Genomic DNA, 13,457 nt, shown 5'->3' on the forward strand with positions numbered 1-13,457 from the left:
TTGGTTCAGAGCTTGAGCGCCGCAATCACCTGCTCGACGGCCTGGTCGAGAGTGATGTGGGAATTATCGATGACCACGGCCCCTTCAGGAATGACCAACGGGCTGGTTTTGCGCTCTTTGTCGAGACGATCGCGCTCTGCGACCTGGTCGGCAAGCCCCTGGGCGCTGCGGCGGCTGGCGCGGACCTCCGCGCTGGCATCGACGTAGATTTTATGCGGGCTGTCGGGAAAAACGACCGAGCCGATGTCACGACCTTCCATGACGAGCGGACCGATGCTCCCCAAGGCACGTTGATCAGCGACGAGACGTTCCCGCACCTCGGCGACGCGGGCGATGAAGGAAACGGCACGATTGACGGGATCGCTGTTGAGTTCGGCATCGGTGAGTGTGCGGCCGGAGACGCAGACCTGGGTCTTGCCCTCAACAACAGGCGACTCGATGCCAATGCCGGCGGCAGCGGCGCGAACGGCTTCGGCATCCTGCGGATCAACGCCAGCCTGGAGCACGGCCCAGGTCATGGCGCGATACATGTTGCCGGTATTCACATAGGTGAAGCCGAGCCGCTGAGCGACAAGGCGGGCGATGCTGCTTTTGCCGGAGGCGGCAGGACCGTCGATGGTGATGACGGGATGCGGGACGCTCATGCGTGCTTCTGGCTGAGTTTTTCCGCCAGGGGCTGCGGAATTCCGGACATGACGGGGATCGGTGGAGCGCCGGTGTCGCCCAGCAGGAACAGATCGAGGTGATGCTCAAAGCCGGGATACGAGGTGGAGATGCACTCGCTGCCTTCGATGGTGGTGGTGCCTTCTGCGAACATGCCGGCCACGAGGAAGGCCATGGCGATGCGATGGTCGCCCCAGCAAGGCAGCGTGGCTCCCTGCAATTTCGCTCCGCCCTCGATCTCCATGCCATCGGGATGCTCGGTGACGGTGACGCCCATAGCGCGAAGGTTCTGCGCGACGGCGGCAATGCGGTCCGTTTCCTTCACGCGGAGCTCGGAGGCATCGCGGATGAGGGTTTTCCCACGCGCCAAGGCACCAGCAACCGCCAGGATGGGCAGTTCGTCGATAACGTTCGGGATTTCAGCGCCGCCGATGACGGTGGCGTTCAAATCACCGCCACGGACGGTGATGTTGCCGCGTGGTTCACCATCAGAATGCGTTTCTGAATTCGTGACGAGGGCACCCATGCGCAGGAGGACATTGATGACGCCAGTGCGGGTGGGGTTGAGGCCGACGTTTTTGAGCGTGATCTGCGCCCCTGGCGAGGCGGCGGCGGCGACCATCCAGAACGCGGCGCTGGAGATGTCCCCCGGCACGACGATGTCAGTGGCTCGTGGTTCCTGGCCGCCATAGACGCTGACGCAGTCATCCTCACGCAGCCATTTGATGCCAAAGTGAGTGAACAGACGCTCGGTGTGGTTCCGCGTGGCGACAGGCTCGACCACGGTGGTCTTGCCTGGCGCGAAAAGTCCCGCGAGCAAAATGGCGCTTTTCACCTGGGCGCTGGCAACGGGGAGCTTGTAATAAATCGGCTTCAAAGGACCGCCTTCGATGGTAAGCGGCGCGCAAATTTTCTCACCTTGGCCGGTGATCTTCGCACCCATCAGGCCCAGGGGATCGGACACGCGCTTCATCGGACGGCGGGAGAGCGAGGCATCGCCAAACAACTCGGTTTTAAAGTCCTGCCCGGCCAAGATGCCGGCAAGCAGGCGGATGGTGGTGCCGGAGTTGCCGCAATCGACGGGCTTGGTCGGCGCTTTGAGCTTCAGGCCATTGCCGGTGATGGCGAGTTTCACCAAGCCGACACCCTCGACTTCTTCCAATGGCTCCACGGTTGCTCCAAGCGCCTGCATGGCATGCACGGTGCAGAGGCAGTCCTCGCTGGGCAGGAAGCCCTCGATAATAGTGGTGCCCTTCGCGAGTCCCGCGAACATCGCGGAACGGTGGGAGATGCTTTTGTCACCAGGAACGGTGATTTCGGCGGGGATGCTTTTGAGTTTCTTCGACTTGAGGCTGGCCATGATGCGTCAGACCGCCGGAAGGAGATCACGCAAGGCTTTGGCCTGCGCGAGGAAACGGCGGAGGGCTTCTTCGTCCATGCTCTGGAGCATTTCAAGAAGCTCTGTCATCCTGGCCGAAGCATCCTGCAGCGCGGCGATGACCTCGTCACGGTTGTGGAGGAAAATTCCCGCCCACATGGCCGGGTCCCCGCCAGCCACGCGCGTAGTGTCACGGAAACCGCCGGCGGAGTTGTCGAGCACACTGGCGTCATCGCGCAAAGCCGCCAGCGTGGTGAGCACCGCCATGGCATGCGGCAGGTGAGAAATGCGGGCGACACAGTGATCATGCTTCTGCGGCGTCATCTCACGGACACGACAGCCGAGCTTGATCCAAAAAGAGCGAATACGGTCATGGTCCTCGCGCTTTGTTTTTTCCGTGGGTGTAATCAGGCAGGCCGACTGATAAAACAAATCCCCCCGCGCATGCGCCAGCCCGGTGCGCTGCGAACCGGCCATCGGGTGGCTGCCGATGAAACATGCCTTGGTACCGTCAAACACCGGCTCCAGTTCGGCAACGACGCTGCCCTTCACACTGCCCACATCCGTGACAATCAAATCGTCCGAGAGATCACAATCCGCGATCTGAAGCGCCACTCCCTGCATGTGCTGCACCGGCATGCACAGCACGGCCAGCGAAACTCCACGAATGCTGTCCGCAATGCTGGAACTGGCGATGACCGATGGAAACTCACGCCTCACTTCCTCCACCGCCTCCTCCCGCCGCGCCCAAACACGCACTTCAACGCCCGGCAAGCGCTGCAAAATGGTCTTCACCAGCGACCCACCGAGCAGACCGGGGCTGAAGATGGCGATGGAACGTTCAGAGGACACGAATCAGATAATTGGGTGAAATCTCACCGCTCACATCGACTCCTTCAAATCCACGGACCGGGCGTGGATTTGATTTCGATGACCCGCGTGAAAAACACGGCCGATCAGGGCACACGGAAAATTTTGCCCGTGTAGGGGCAGCGGGCCTTCTGACCCGACTGGAAATCACGCACGTCGATGGCCTGGCCGTTCGGGTCGAAGGGGCTCTTGACGAAACCTGGCTTGCCAGCAATGCGCGTGGCGTAGGGGATTTCAGTGGTAGCGGGGGGCGGAGTCGGAGGAGCTGTGGTCGTCGGAGGCGTGCTGCCGGGAGGTGTGACCGTCACGGGGGGCGGCGCGGTGGTGGCCCCGGTAGTCGGAGGCGGGGTCGTCACCGTGTCTCCAGTCGGCGCGGCATTGGGATCAGGCGGCTGGATTGTGGCGGCCGCGTTGGGATCAATCGTGTCGGTTCCTTGAAAATAGCTGTTCTGCTCCGGCGAGGCTCCGTAACGCGGCGGAGCATCCAAAGAGCGGCCACGCGGGCGCGGCGGCGGAGTGGGTCCGTAGCATGAGTTCATGCTCACAGCGGAGACGATCAACAAGAGTGCCAGCAAGGGACGTTTCATGGTGTTCTGGTGGAAAAAAGGTCCGGGTCAGGCATTCACGCGCATGGGCATGAGCACATAGAGGAAGTTCGTGCCGCTGCGCAGCACCCCGGGGCTGATCTCATCAATCAGGTGCAGATGCACCTCATCGGCGCTCAGATTGCGCAGCGGGGCCATGGAGAACTCAGGATTGAAGGCGATGGTGATCGGAACGCCTTTGTAGTTGATGGCGAGCGTTTCACGCGCCTCACCAATGTCCGGCGAGGAAGCCACAATCTCACAACTGCCCGGAGTGAAGATGAACTTGATGGAGTTCGACTTGTCCGTGGTAAGCAACGACACGCGCGAAATGGCGCGGAGGAATGCCTCGCGCTCAAGCGGGATGCGCTCTTTGGAATCTCCTGGGATGACCTGGCGGTAGTTCGGATAGTTGCCGTCGATCAGCTTGCTGACGAGCAGGCTGTCACCGAGGTCAAAGCCAACCTGGGAGCCTGTGACGCGTATGGCGACCTCCCCCGAGTCCTCCAATAGACGGGAAAGCTCGTTCACAGCCTTGGTGGGCACGATGATGTCGATCTCCTGACTCTGCGGGAATTCCAGTTCTTGCTCGACCATCGCAAGGCGGCGCCCGTCGGTAGCGACCATCGTCAGAGCATTGTCCTTGAAGGAAAACAGGATGCCGTTGAGCACATAACGGGTCTCATCGGTCGAGATGGCGTAGCTGGTCTTGCGGAGGCAATCGCGCAGCACCTGCTGCTCAATGCGGAACTCACGCGCGTCATCAAAACGCGGCAGCGCAGGGAATTCCTCGCTGGTGAGGCCGAGAACCTTGAAATAGCTGGGGCCGCTACGGATGGAGGCGACGTTTTTCTCGTCCACCTTGAACTCGATCTCCTCAGCAGGCAGCTCACGAACGATGGTGGCGAGACGCCTCGCCGGCAGCGTGGTGGCCCCCGGCTCGTCCACTTCCGCAGGAACGGAACATGTCACCCCCACGTCGAGGTCGGTGGTGGTGAGCTCCAGCACCCCATCCTTGGCCTTGAGCAGGACATTGGAGAGGATGGCGAGCGTGGTGCGCGAACTGACCACATGCTGAACCTGGTTGATGGCGTCCAGGAATGATTCCTTGCTGATGGTGAACTTCATAAAAATGCCTGCTATGGGGCGATTTGTTAACAAACCCCGTTGAAACGGCAAGGATATTGAGCGGAAAAATCAGGGTGTCTAACTGCAATCTGCATTCCTTTGCGTCAAGGCGGCCCCAATTTGCGCGGCGCGGACTCAAAAGCGGCTGGAATAGGCACTCCAAAAACCTGCGGCTGAACCTGAGGAACTGACGACGCCTGTGGCGCGAGATGCTTGAAGAAATCGTCAAATCGCAGACTGCATTGCAGGCGGCGCTGGCTGCCGTCGATCTTCGGATTCACCTGAATCACCGCCTCGGTGAAGGGATGCCGTGATTTGATCGACTGCGCCCGCACTCGGGCCTCCTCCAGGCTCAACGACTTGTCCTTGATGACAGTGTCTAGCTTTTTGAGATCCTCGGAGGTGACCGGAAACCAGAGTTTTTTCCATTTTTCCGGTGTCACAACGACCGACTGGACATTCGTCCATCGTTTTTCGTTTGGAGTCGTCTGTTGCCAGAAGCCCACGATGAGCATGAAAGTCTCAGCGATCTCAAACTGCCTCAGCGCGTCCCCCAGGCCCACCGGTGTTCCATGCTTCGCCGCCTTGGGATTCACGGGAACACGGCCATGATCAGGATTGGCCGCAGCGGGAATGTCCCACTTCTGCGTATGGCTTTCCGGCATGTAACCACCGAAAAAGGTCTCGCGCAGCCATTGCTCAAAAAGCAAACCGTGGCTCTGCACTTCACGAGCCGCTGCCTTCTGTGTCGGAGTGATGCCACTACCGCAGACCAACAACAGGATCAGCAAGCGCTTCATGGCGGGATTTCTCCAACGGTTGCGGTGGTGGAGCATAGCGGGTTCGAACCGCTGACCTCCTGCATGCCATGCAGGCGCTCTACCAACTGAGCTAATGCCCCGGAATTAAAAAAAACCGGCTCCCCTGTTTTGGGGAGCCGGAGACTAGCAAAGAGGTCTATTTTGACAAGTGCTTATTTCTTCTTCTTTGATTCACCAGCGGCCGGGGCGGCGGCAGGTGTGGGGGCGGCGGCAGGAGCAGCCTGAGGCTTCGGCAGCTTGTCATAGATCTTCTTGGCTTCGGCCTTGTCGGCGTCGGCCATCTTGGCTTCCAGTTGCGAAATCACGTTGGCGGTGACGTCGAGGTCAGCCTTGTTACCGCTGGCTTTGGCGAGGTCATCGGCCTGCTTGGCATAAGCCCATGCACGTGGGAACTCAGGAGTGCCGGGATTCACACCCACAGCATAAAGATTCGCCAGACGAAGCATCGCGAGTGCATTGCCCTGCTGGGCGGCATCGGAGTAATGACCAGCGGCCACAGTGCGGCTCTGGGGCACGCCAGCTCCCTGTTCATACAGAATGCCCAATGCGATCTGCGCAGGAGCGAAGCCCATGCTTGCGGCACGCTGGTACCAGCCGGCGGCTGCAACCAAGTCCTGCGTCACACCGGTTCCATTGGCATAGAGGCCGGCGAGACGGTTCATCGCCTGCGGGATGCCGGCGGTGGAAGCCTTCATGTGGAAGGTGAATGCCTTGGCAGGGTCTTTGTCCACCACAGTGCCAGTTTCGTAGTACACGCCCACATTGAAGAAGGCCTCGGCCAGATTGTTCTGAGCGGCGAGACGGTAGAGGTCGAGGGCGCTCTTCGGATTCGGCTGGATGAGGACGTTTTCCTTGTCATCACGCTTGCCCTTGGGGTCTTTGATGATGCCGGTTTCAAAGGCATTGCCCAGACGGAACAGAGCCTGGGGATCGTTGCCGTTGGCTGCCTTGGTGTAGTATTCAAACGCCTTGGTGACGTCCTGCTTCACATCCACACCATCTGGACCGACACCGTTTTCATAGATCTGACCAAGGATACGGTTGGCAGCAGCCAGGCCCTTCTCAGCAGCGTCGTTGAACATTTTGAGCGCGGCGGCCACGTCCTTCTTCACAAGCTTGGGGCTTTCCTTGGTGTCTGGATCGCCATTGAGAAGACGGGCACCATAGGTGCTGAGCGCCACCGCGTTGCCCTGCGTGCCTGCCTGAATGAGGTATTCAAGCGCCTTCTGATGATCCTGCTGCACACCTTCGACTCCAGCCGAATACAACTGCGCCAGACCAAGGGTGGCCTCGCCGTCCCCTGCCTTGTTGCCTTTGTCGAGAAGCTCTTTGGCCTTGGCCACGCTTTTTTCGACAACGACGACTCCCTTTTCACCTTCGGTCACCCCTTGCAGGTGAAGCTGGGCCAGCATGCGGCGGGCAACTTTGTTGTCAGCAGCCTCAGCATCTTTGATGAGCTTGATGGCTTCCTTGACTGCCTCGGGATTTTGCGCCCCGGCCTGCATGAGCACCTGGGCCAGCTCGGACTTAGCGAGAATCTGTCCCTGGTCAGCAGCCTTGCGGAACAACGCAGCCACTTCGTTGATGTTGGCACCGCTGAGCACGCCCCAGTGGGCAAGCGCGTAAGTCGCGTCTTTGTCACCCTTCTGAACCAGTTCTCGCACCTTGGCGACGGCGTCGTTAAACGACTTGTTGATGTCGGTGTTATTCGCACCGGGGTTTTGCTGCACTTTGTCCTGCTCTGCCTTCAGGCTCGTGAGGATATCAACGAATTCCTTCGAGGCACCGGGCATTTCGGCAGTGTCGATGCCGGCGACCGCGACCAAGGCCGCGAATTTAAGTTTGATAGCTGTGAGTAACATATTGGTTGTTAGTGGGAGGGGCGTTTGACCCGGCGATACGGGAAGCGTTCATTTTTCAGGATAAAGCCCATACAAATCAAGCATTAGCTGAAAGATTTTTGTTAAGCTCACCAAACTCTCTCACACAATCTCAACAGCCTGCGGCGTTGACGCGATTCCCCCGCCCTGCCATTCTGAGCGCCCTCATGGCCGAAAACTCCACTCCCAACACCGCCGCAACCGCATCCCCAGGCGGAGCCGAAGTTTCCGCGCCAAAACGGGAGAATTTTAAAAAGCGCAATGAAATCCCCTCGGCGGAGGAACTTCTCGCCTCCTTCAATCGTGCCCTGCCTTTCAGTGACGAAGCCGAAAAAGGCGTTCTCTCCTGCCTCCTCCAGGATCCGGTTGAACGCCTGAGCGAGTGCCGCGTCACACTCCCCGCGCTCGCCTTTTACCACGACGCCAACCGCACGATTTACGAGAAGCTGCTGGAGTTTTACGACAAAAACCTGCCCGTCGATCCCGTCACGCTGACCCACGCGCTGCGGGAGCAGAACCTCCTCGACAAGGTCGGCGGTGCCGCCGCGATCTCGGAGCTGTTCGCCTTCGTCCCGATCCCTTCGCACTTCCCGTATTATAAGAAGATCGTTCTCGACAAGCACATCCTGCGTGAGCTCATCCACGCCAGTTCGCTGAACATCCATCACGCCTACGAGCACGGGAAAGAGCAGATGGATGAGAACATCGACACGCTCATCGACCACGCTGAGCAGCGTGTCCTCGCGGTGAGAGAATCCGTCGGAGCCAAGGAGGGCATCAAAACGCTCTCCACCCACGTCATGGATGCCATCGACAGCATCCAGTACATGCTGGAGCATCCCGGCCAGCTTCGCGGCCTCTCCACCGGCTACAGCAAGCTCGACAGCATGAGTTCCGGCCTGCAAGGCGGCGAAATGTTCGTCATCGCCGCCCGTCCGTCGATGGGCAAAACCTCGCTCGCGATGAACATCGTCGAGCACATCGCCGTGGACTGCAACACGCCCTGCGCCGTGTTCTCCCTCGAAATGAGCGCCACCATGCTCGTTCGTCGTCTGCTCGTCTCCCGTGCGCGATTGAGCATGCAGGATCTCTCACGCGGCCTCCTTTCTCGTGCGCAGCAGGACGCGCTGGCCAAAGCCACACGTGACCTCCAAAAAGCGCACATCTTCATCGATGAAACGCCCGGTCTCGACATCATGGAGATGCGCGCCAAGTCACGCCGCCTCAAAAAACAGCACGGCATTCAGATGATCATGATCGATTATCTTCAGCTCGTCACCTCCCAGAGCCGCCGGGCCAAGGACAACCGTCAGATCGAAATCGCGGAAATCTCCGCCGGCATCAAAGGTCTCGCCAAAGAACTCAACGTTCCGATCATCGTCCTCGCCCAGCTCAATCGTGCGGTCGAATCCCGCAAAGGCCAGCGCCCCGTACTTTCCGATCTTCGCGAATCGGGCTCCATCGAGCAGGACGCCGACATGGTCGGTCTCCTCACGCGTTCGGACTACGCTGGCGCGAAGATGGAAGTCGAAGACGAGGAGGCTGAGGAAAAGAAAAAAGGCGAGGCCATGCTCATCCTCGCCAAAAACCGCAACGGCCCCACCGACGACGTCCTCCTACGTTTCATCGACCACGCCATGCGTTTCGTCGAACGAAGCGAAGAAGCGGAGTCGCCGTAGCGTCCTACTTTTTTAGCAGGTCGCGGATTTCCGTGAGCAGCACAATGTCTGCGGCAGGCGCAGGCGGTGGCGCTTCGGCTTCTTTTTTCTTCGTCAGCGCCATCAGCTTGTTGATGGGCTTCACAATCACAAAAAAGACGACTGCCGCCGTGATGAGAAAGCTGATCACGGCGCCGATGATGAGGCCGAGATCGAGTTCGATGATCTTGGGGACCATTTCCATCACGGCCTTGCCGTTCTCCATGACCGGTTTGCCATCCGCACCCAGCTTCGCCACCTCGACCATCGTTTCCTTGATCGGAATCGTCAGCTTCGGGCTGGAGCCACCACCGGGCAACGCCAGGATCGGCTCGACAATGCCCTTGGTGAAGGCGGTGACGATGCCTGTGAACGCAGCGCCAATGATCACACCGGTGGAGAGGTCGATGACGTTGCCTTTGAGGATGAATGCCTTGAATTCTTTGAGCATGAGGCTGGATATTTGAAGTGGATGTGGCCGGTTCTTCGAACCGGCCACGATATATCCACCCAGCATCATCCACGCCAGTTCAAAGTTCCTGCGCCACCTTCCAGCTCTCCGAATCGATACCAGCATGCAGCTTGGCAAAGCTCGCCGCGATGCGCTCGCGGGTGATTTTACCGAAGAACTTCACCAAACGCACCAGCTTGCCGATCTCGGCCTCTGGCATTGATGAGTCCGTGATTTTGGACTCGGCATGCGCCAGAGCGCAGCTCCACACAAACAACTCCGCGCCGACATCGACAAAGTGACCAAGCAGAACCTGCCGTTTTTCGAGTTTCGGCCCGTTCATCGCCATCGCGAGGAACAGATCACGCGCCAGTTTGCGGCTCAGACGGGCCACAGCGTCCAAATCGGCCTGCAAATCAGGATGCAGCAGCTCTTTGGCATCACCGGAGCCAAACGGCAGCCATTTCATCGGATACCACGTCGCGTAGAACCGTGCAGCGCGCATCGCAGCCTTCGCGCGAACCTTCCAAGGCAAGGTCGAGTTCACCGCTTCAGCTCCGAGCCTCAAATGCGGCTCCAGCGCCTCGCGGGCGATGAACAGACGCATGATCTCACTGCTGCCCTCGAAGATCGTGTTGATGCGTGAGTCGCGGAACAGCCGCTCCACCGGCTCCGGCACCTCGCCACGCGCTTTAAGCGACTGCGCCGTTTCAAAACCACGCCCGCCACGAATCTGCATCGTGTCATCCATGATGCGCCAGGACTTCTCGCTGCTCCACAGTTTGCCGATCGCAGCTTCAAGCCGCACGTCGGCGTGCTTGTCTTTGTCCACGAGCGCCGAGACATAACGCACGACGCTCTCCATCGCGAAGGTGTCGGCGGCCATGCGGCTGAGTTTGTCAGCCACCGCCGCGTGACGACCAATCGGCTGACCCCACTGCTCGCGCGACTTCGCCCAGCGTGTGCTTATGTCGAGGCAGCGCTGTGACAATCCCGTGCATGCCGCAGGAAGTGTAATCCGGCCCGTGTTCAGCGTCGTCAAAGCCACCTTCAAGCCACGTCCGACACCGCCCAGCACGTTCGTCACCGGCACGCGCACGTTTTCAAAACGGATCACGCCGTTGTAGAGCGCCTTGAGGCCCATGAAGCGGCAGCGATGAATGATTTCCACACCCGGCCAGCTTGTTTCGACGATGAAGGCAGAAGTCGCATGCGGCTTGCCAGGCAACGGCGTTTTCGCCATCACCACGATCATTCCGGCCTTCGTGCCGTTCGTACACCACAGCTTCTCGCCATTGAGGATGTAATCATCTCCATCCAGCACCGCCTCAGTCTTCATCCTTGCCGGATCGGAGCCGACATCGTTTTCGGTCAAAGCAAACGCGCTGATCTCACCTCGTGCGCAACGAGGCAGGTATTTCGCCTTCTGTTCCTCGGTGCCAAACAGAATGAGCGGCTGCGGCGCGCCAATCGACTGATGCGCAGAAAGCAGCGCCGCCAGATTGCCGCAACGACTGCCCAGCAACATCGCCGCGCGAGAATAATTCGTCTGCGACAACCCCAGGCCGCCGTATCTGACCGGAATTTTGATGCCGAACGCGCCAAGCTTCGCCAGCTCGTTCAGCAGTTCGTCAGGAATCTCGCCCGTGGCGTCAATGGCATCAGGATCGGCGAATTGGTCGAGCACGGCCTCAAGCCGGTGCAGAAAGGCATCGCCTTGATCGTGATCTTCGACGCTTTGTTTCGGAAACGGAAGCAGCCTGTCGAAATCCGGATCGCCAAAGAAAATCCCGGCGGCGAGTCCGGTGTTGCGCCGCTCGTCGCGGGCGGCTTCCGCCATTTCCAGCGCGGCACGCTGCCCCGCGTTCATGCGGGATGTGTCGATGAGGGTTTTCGCTTCTTCGAGTGTGGTAGAGTTCATGGCCTTGTCCTCCAGGTGATGGTTTAATAATCAATGATGCCCGTGTCCCGGGCGAAAGTGATGGGACCGCCGCGAAACGGCGGGTAGCCGGTGCCGAGCACCATCGCGAGGTCGATGTCATCGGCGTTGCGGGCGATGCCCTCCTTGAGGCACCGCATCGCCTCCTGGCTGATGAGCAGCGCGAGATTCGTCTGGATGCTCTCATGACGCGGCACATCCGCATGCCTGCCGAGAGCGATCTCCTTCCCGTTTTCATAACGGTAAAAGCCCAGCCCGGCTTTTTTGCCGAGATGACCAACAGCGACCATTTTATTGAGCGCATTCGACTGCGGAAAGCGCTCCGGGAAGGCGGCGGCGAGTGTTTTGGCGACGTGCGCGGCCACATCAATGCCGATCTCATCCAGCAGACGCATCGGCCCCATCGGCATGCCAAATTCGAGCATGGCCTCGTCGATGTCCTTCACGGGAATGCCGTTCTCATGCAACCGGACGGCCTCCATGAGATACGGCATCAAAATGCGGTTCACGAGGAAGCCGGGGCTGTCTTTGACGACCACCGGTGTCTTGCCGGCCTTCTGCACAAAGCTGATCGCCGTGGCGAGCACATCGGGCGAGGTTTCAGGCAGCGTGATGATCTCCACCAACGGCATACGATGCACCGGGTTGAAGAAATGCAGGCCGATCACACGCTCAGGATGCGGCACTGTCTTGGCGAGTTCGGCGACGGAAAGCGCGCTGGTGTTCGTGGCGAGGATGGTGTCGCTCGAAACACGGGCAGCAAGATCAGCGAAGATCTTTTTCTTCAACTCCATGCTCTCCGTGGCCGCCTCAATGACGAGATGATGACGGTTCAACGGCACCGGCGTGTGTGTGGTGCTGATGCGATCAAGCGTGTCACGCGCCTGGACTTTGCTGACCAGCCTGCGGCGCGCGGCATCTGAAACGAGGCCATGAATCCGTTCCAGGCCACGCGCGAGGCTGTCGGAGGTGACATCCGTCATCAAGACCCGGACGCCACGCGAAGCGAGTGTGTGCGCAATGCCAGCGCCCATCACGCCCGCGCCGATGACAACGGCATCGTGGATGGGAATCGCCGTCCCGACGAGAGCGGGACGTTTGCTGGCTTCCTCGCGCTTGAAGAAAAGATCGATCAACCGGGCGGTTTCGCGGTTTTTGATGAGTTCCGCCACCGCGTCGCGCTCCAGCTTGAATCCATCTTCAAGCTCGCGACTCACCGCGTGGGTGACGACTTCGATGGCCTTCGTGATGGAGGGATAAAGCCCGCGTGTCTTCGCCAGAGCCTTCTTTTTGGCAATGCGACCGATGAGCGGCGCAAACAGGTTTTCGAGGTGGAATCGCGCTGTGGGGCGTTTTTCACGCACCAGACGACGGGCGAGTGTTTCGAGATGCTCGGGAGCCACGACATGGCTGACGAGGCCCGCATGTTTCGCGGCAGATGCGCTGAGCAATTTGCCGCTGGTGATGAGATCGAGCGCCTTGCGCACGCCAATGAGGCGAGGCAGCCGAGTGGAACCGCCCCAGGCCGGAAGAATGCCAAGCTGCGTTTCCGGCAGGCCAATTTTTGTCGAAGGATGATCGCTGGCGATACGCCAGTCGCAGGCGAGCGTGACTTCAAAGCCACCGCCCATGCACGCGCCGTGAATCGAGGCGATTTTTGGCATCTTGAGCCGTGCCAACCGGTCAAACACGGCTTGGCCGAGCCAGATGAGATCGTTCACACGCATGGGCTGCATGCTGCGGATGCCCTTGAGGTCTGCCCCGGCCACAAAGATGCGATCCTTGCCGCTGCGCAGCACGAGCGCCTTAACACGGGTGTCGTGTTCTAGAGACTCAAGGTTGTGATTAAACTCGCGCAGCGTCTCCTCATTCCAGACGTTGACGGAGGACTTCGGCGTGTCGAAGACCAGCCACGCGATGCCGTCGTGATCGACCTCAAGTCGGAAGTGCTTCGGCTGGATCGGATGACCGTGAACGATGTCCTCCAGCACATGCGGAGGGTCATGGATGATCGAGGGACAGTAGGTGAGGAGTGTTTTCATGGCG

The 13,457-nt window shown here is 59.6% G+C and carries 11 protein-coding genes and 1 tRNA gene; 1 reads left to right on the forward strand and 11 read right to left on the reverse strand.

All coding sequences use genetic code 11. The features are described from left to right. Positions 1-5 precede the first annotated feature (5 nt). From cmk to ACILSI_RS14585, 8 genes are all read right to left on the reverse strand, one after another. Positions 6-644 (reverse strand): (d)CMP kinase, encoded by a 639-nt coding sequence (cmk, locus tag ACILSI_RS14550; RefSeq protein ID WP_395722617.1) that lies wholly within the window; start codon positions 642-644, stop codon positions 6-8. Continuing rightward, positions 641-2,023, reverse strand: a complete 1,383-nt coding sequence (gene aroA / locus ACILSI_RS14555) for a 3-phosphoshikimate 1-carboxyvinyltransferase (protein WP_395722618.1) — start codon at positions 2,021-2,023, stop codon at positions 641-643. Before aroA ends, cmk begins: the two co-directional genes overlap by 4 nt. A gap of 6 nt (positions 2,024-2,029) precedes the next feature. Beyond that, positions 2,030-2,893, reverse strand: coding sequence for a prephenate dehydrogenase (locus ACILSI_RS14560; protein WP_395722619.1), 864 nt, complete (start codon positions 2,891-2,893; stop codon positions 2,030-2,032). Between the two features lie 104 nt (positions 2,894-2,997). Beyond that, on the reverse strand, positions 2,998-3,498 hold the full coding sequence (locus tag ACILSI_RS14565; RefSeq protein WP_395722620.1) for a hypothetical protein: 501 nt from the start codon (positions 3,496-3,498) through the stop codon (positions 2,998-3,000). Positions 3,499-3,525: 27 nt separating this feature from the next. Beyond that, a complete protein-coding gene (gene dnaN / locus ACILSI_RS14570) occupies positions 3,526-4,623 on the reverse strand; it encodes a DNA polymerase III subunit beta (RefSeq protein ID WP_395722621.1) in 1,098 nt (365 codons plus the stop codon). A 104-nt stretch (positions 4,624-4,727) separates the two neighbouring features. Continuing rightward, the gene (locus ACILSI_RS14575) at positions 4,728-5,423 is read right to left on the reverse strand and encodes a hypothetical protein (protein ID WP_395722622.1); all 696 of its coding nucleotides are present in this window, start codon (positions 5,421-5,423) and stop codon (positions 4,728-4,730) included. Positions 5,424-5,448: 25 nt separating this feature from the next. Beyond that, a tRNA-Ala gene (locus ACILSI_RS14580) sits at positions 5,449-5,524 on the reverse strand. A 72-nt stretch (positions 5,525-5,596) separates the two neighbouring features. After that, positions 5,597-7,306, reverse strand: coding sequence for a tetratricopeptide repeat protein (locus tag ACILSI_RS14585; RefSeq protein ID WP_395722623.1), 1,710 nt, complete (start codon positions 7,304-7,306; stop codon positions 5,597-5,599). Between the two features lie 185 nt (positions 7,307-7,491). Here ACILSI_RS14585 and dnaB point away from each other — a divergent pair, with 185 nt between their 5' ends. Next, positions 7,492-9,003 carry a replicative DNA helicase gene (dnaB, locus tag ACILSI_RS14590; protein WP_395722624.1) on the forward strand — a complete coding sequence of 504 codons (1,512 nt, stop codon included), beginning with the start codon at positions 7,492-7,494 and terminating at the stop codon, positions 9,001-9,003. Positions 9,004-9,007: 4 nt separating this feature from the next. Here the strand turns inward: dnaB and mscL are convergent, their stop codons facing one another. The 3 genes from mscL to ACILSI_RS14605 form a co-directional block, all read right to left on the reverse strand. Beyond that, positions 9,008-9,472 carry a large conductance mechanosensitive channel protein MscL gene (mscL, locus tag ACILSI_RS14595; RefSeq protein ID WP_395722625.1) on the reverse strand — a complete coding sequence of 155 codons (465 nt, stop codon included), beginning with the start codon at positions 9,470-9,472 and terminating at the stop codon, positions 9,008-9,010. A gap of 79 nt (positions 9,473-9,551) precedes the next feature. Further along, positions 9,552-11,393, reverse strand: a complete 1,842-nt coding sequence (locus tag ACILSI_RS14600; protein WP_395722626.1) for an acyl-CoA dehydrogenase family protein — start codon at positions 11,391-11,393, stop codon at positions 9,552-9,554. A gap of 23 nt (positions 11,394-11,416) precedes the next feature. Beyond that, positions 11,417-13,453, reverse strand: a complete 2,037-nt coding sequence (locus tag ACILSI_RS14605) for a 3-hydroxyacyl-CoA dehydrogenase NAD-binding domain-containing protein (protein WP_395722627.1) — start codon at positions 13,451-13,453, stop codon at positions 11,417-11,419. Between the last annotated feature and the right edge of the window lie 4 nt (positions 13,454-13,457).

The sequence above is a fragment of the Prosthecobacter sp. genome, from assembly GCF_044232965.1.
Classification (GTDB): domain Bacteria; phylum Verrucomicrobiota; class Verrucomicrobiia; order Verrucomicrobiales; family Verrucomicrobiaceae; genus Prosthecobacter.

Bases quoted from the DNA above. Each gene is read 5' to 3' on its own strand.
- cmk (WP_395722617.1), bottom strand. From the start codon at position 644: ATGAGCGTCCCGCATCCCGTCATCACCATCGACGGTCCTGCCGCCTCC.
- aroA (WP_395722618.1), bottom strand. From the start codon at position 2,023: ATGGCCAGCCTCAAGTCGAAGAAACTCAAAAGCATCCCCGCCGAAATC.
- ACILSI_RS14565 (WP_395722620.1), bottom strand. From the start codon at position 3,498: ATGAAACGTCCCTTGCTGGCACTCTTGTTGATCGTCTCCGCTGTGAGC.
- dnaN (WP_395722621.1), bottom strand. From the start codon at position 4,623: ATGAAGTTCACCATCAGCAAGGAATCATTCCTGGACGCCATCAACCAG.
- ACILSI_RS14575 (WP_395722622.1), bottom strand. From the start codon at position 5,423: ATGAAGCGCTTGCTGATCCTGTTGTTGGTCTGCGGTAGTGGCATCACT.
- ACILSI_RS14585 (WP_395722623.1), bottom strand. From the start codon at position 7,306: ATGTTACTCACAGCTATCAAACTTAAATTCGCGGCCTTGGTCGCGGTC.
- dnaB (WP_395722624.1), top strand. From the start codon at position 7,492: ATGGCCGAAAACTCCACTCCCAACACCGCCGCAACCGCATCCCCAGGC.
- mscL (WP_395722625.1), bottom strand. From the start codon at position 9,472: ATGCTCAAAGAATTCAAGGCATTCATCCTCAAAGGCAACGTCATCGAC.
- ACILSI_RS14600 (WP_395722626.1), bottom strand. From the start codon at position 11,393: ATGAACTCTACCACACTCGAAGAAGCGAAAACCCTCATCGACACATCC.
- ACILSI_RS14605 (WP_395722627.1), bottom strand. From the start codon at position 13,453: ATGAAAACACTCCTCACCTACTGTCCCTCGATCATCCATGACCCTCCG.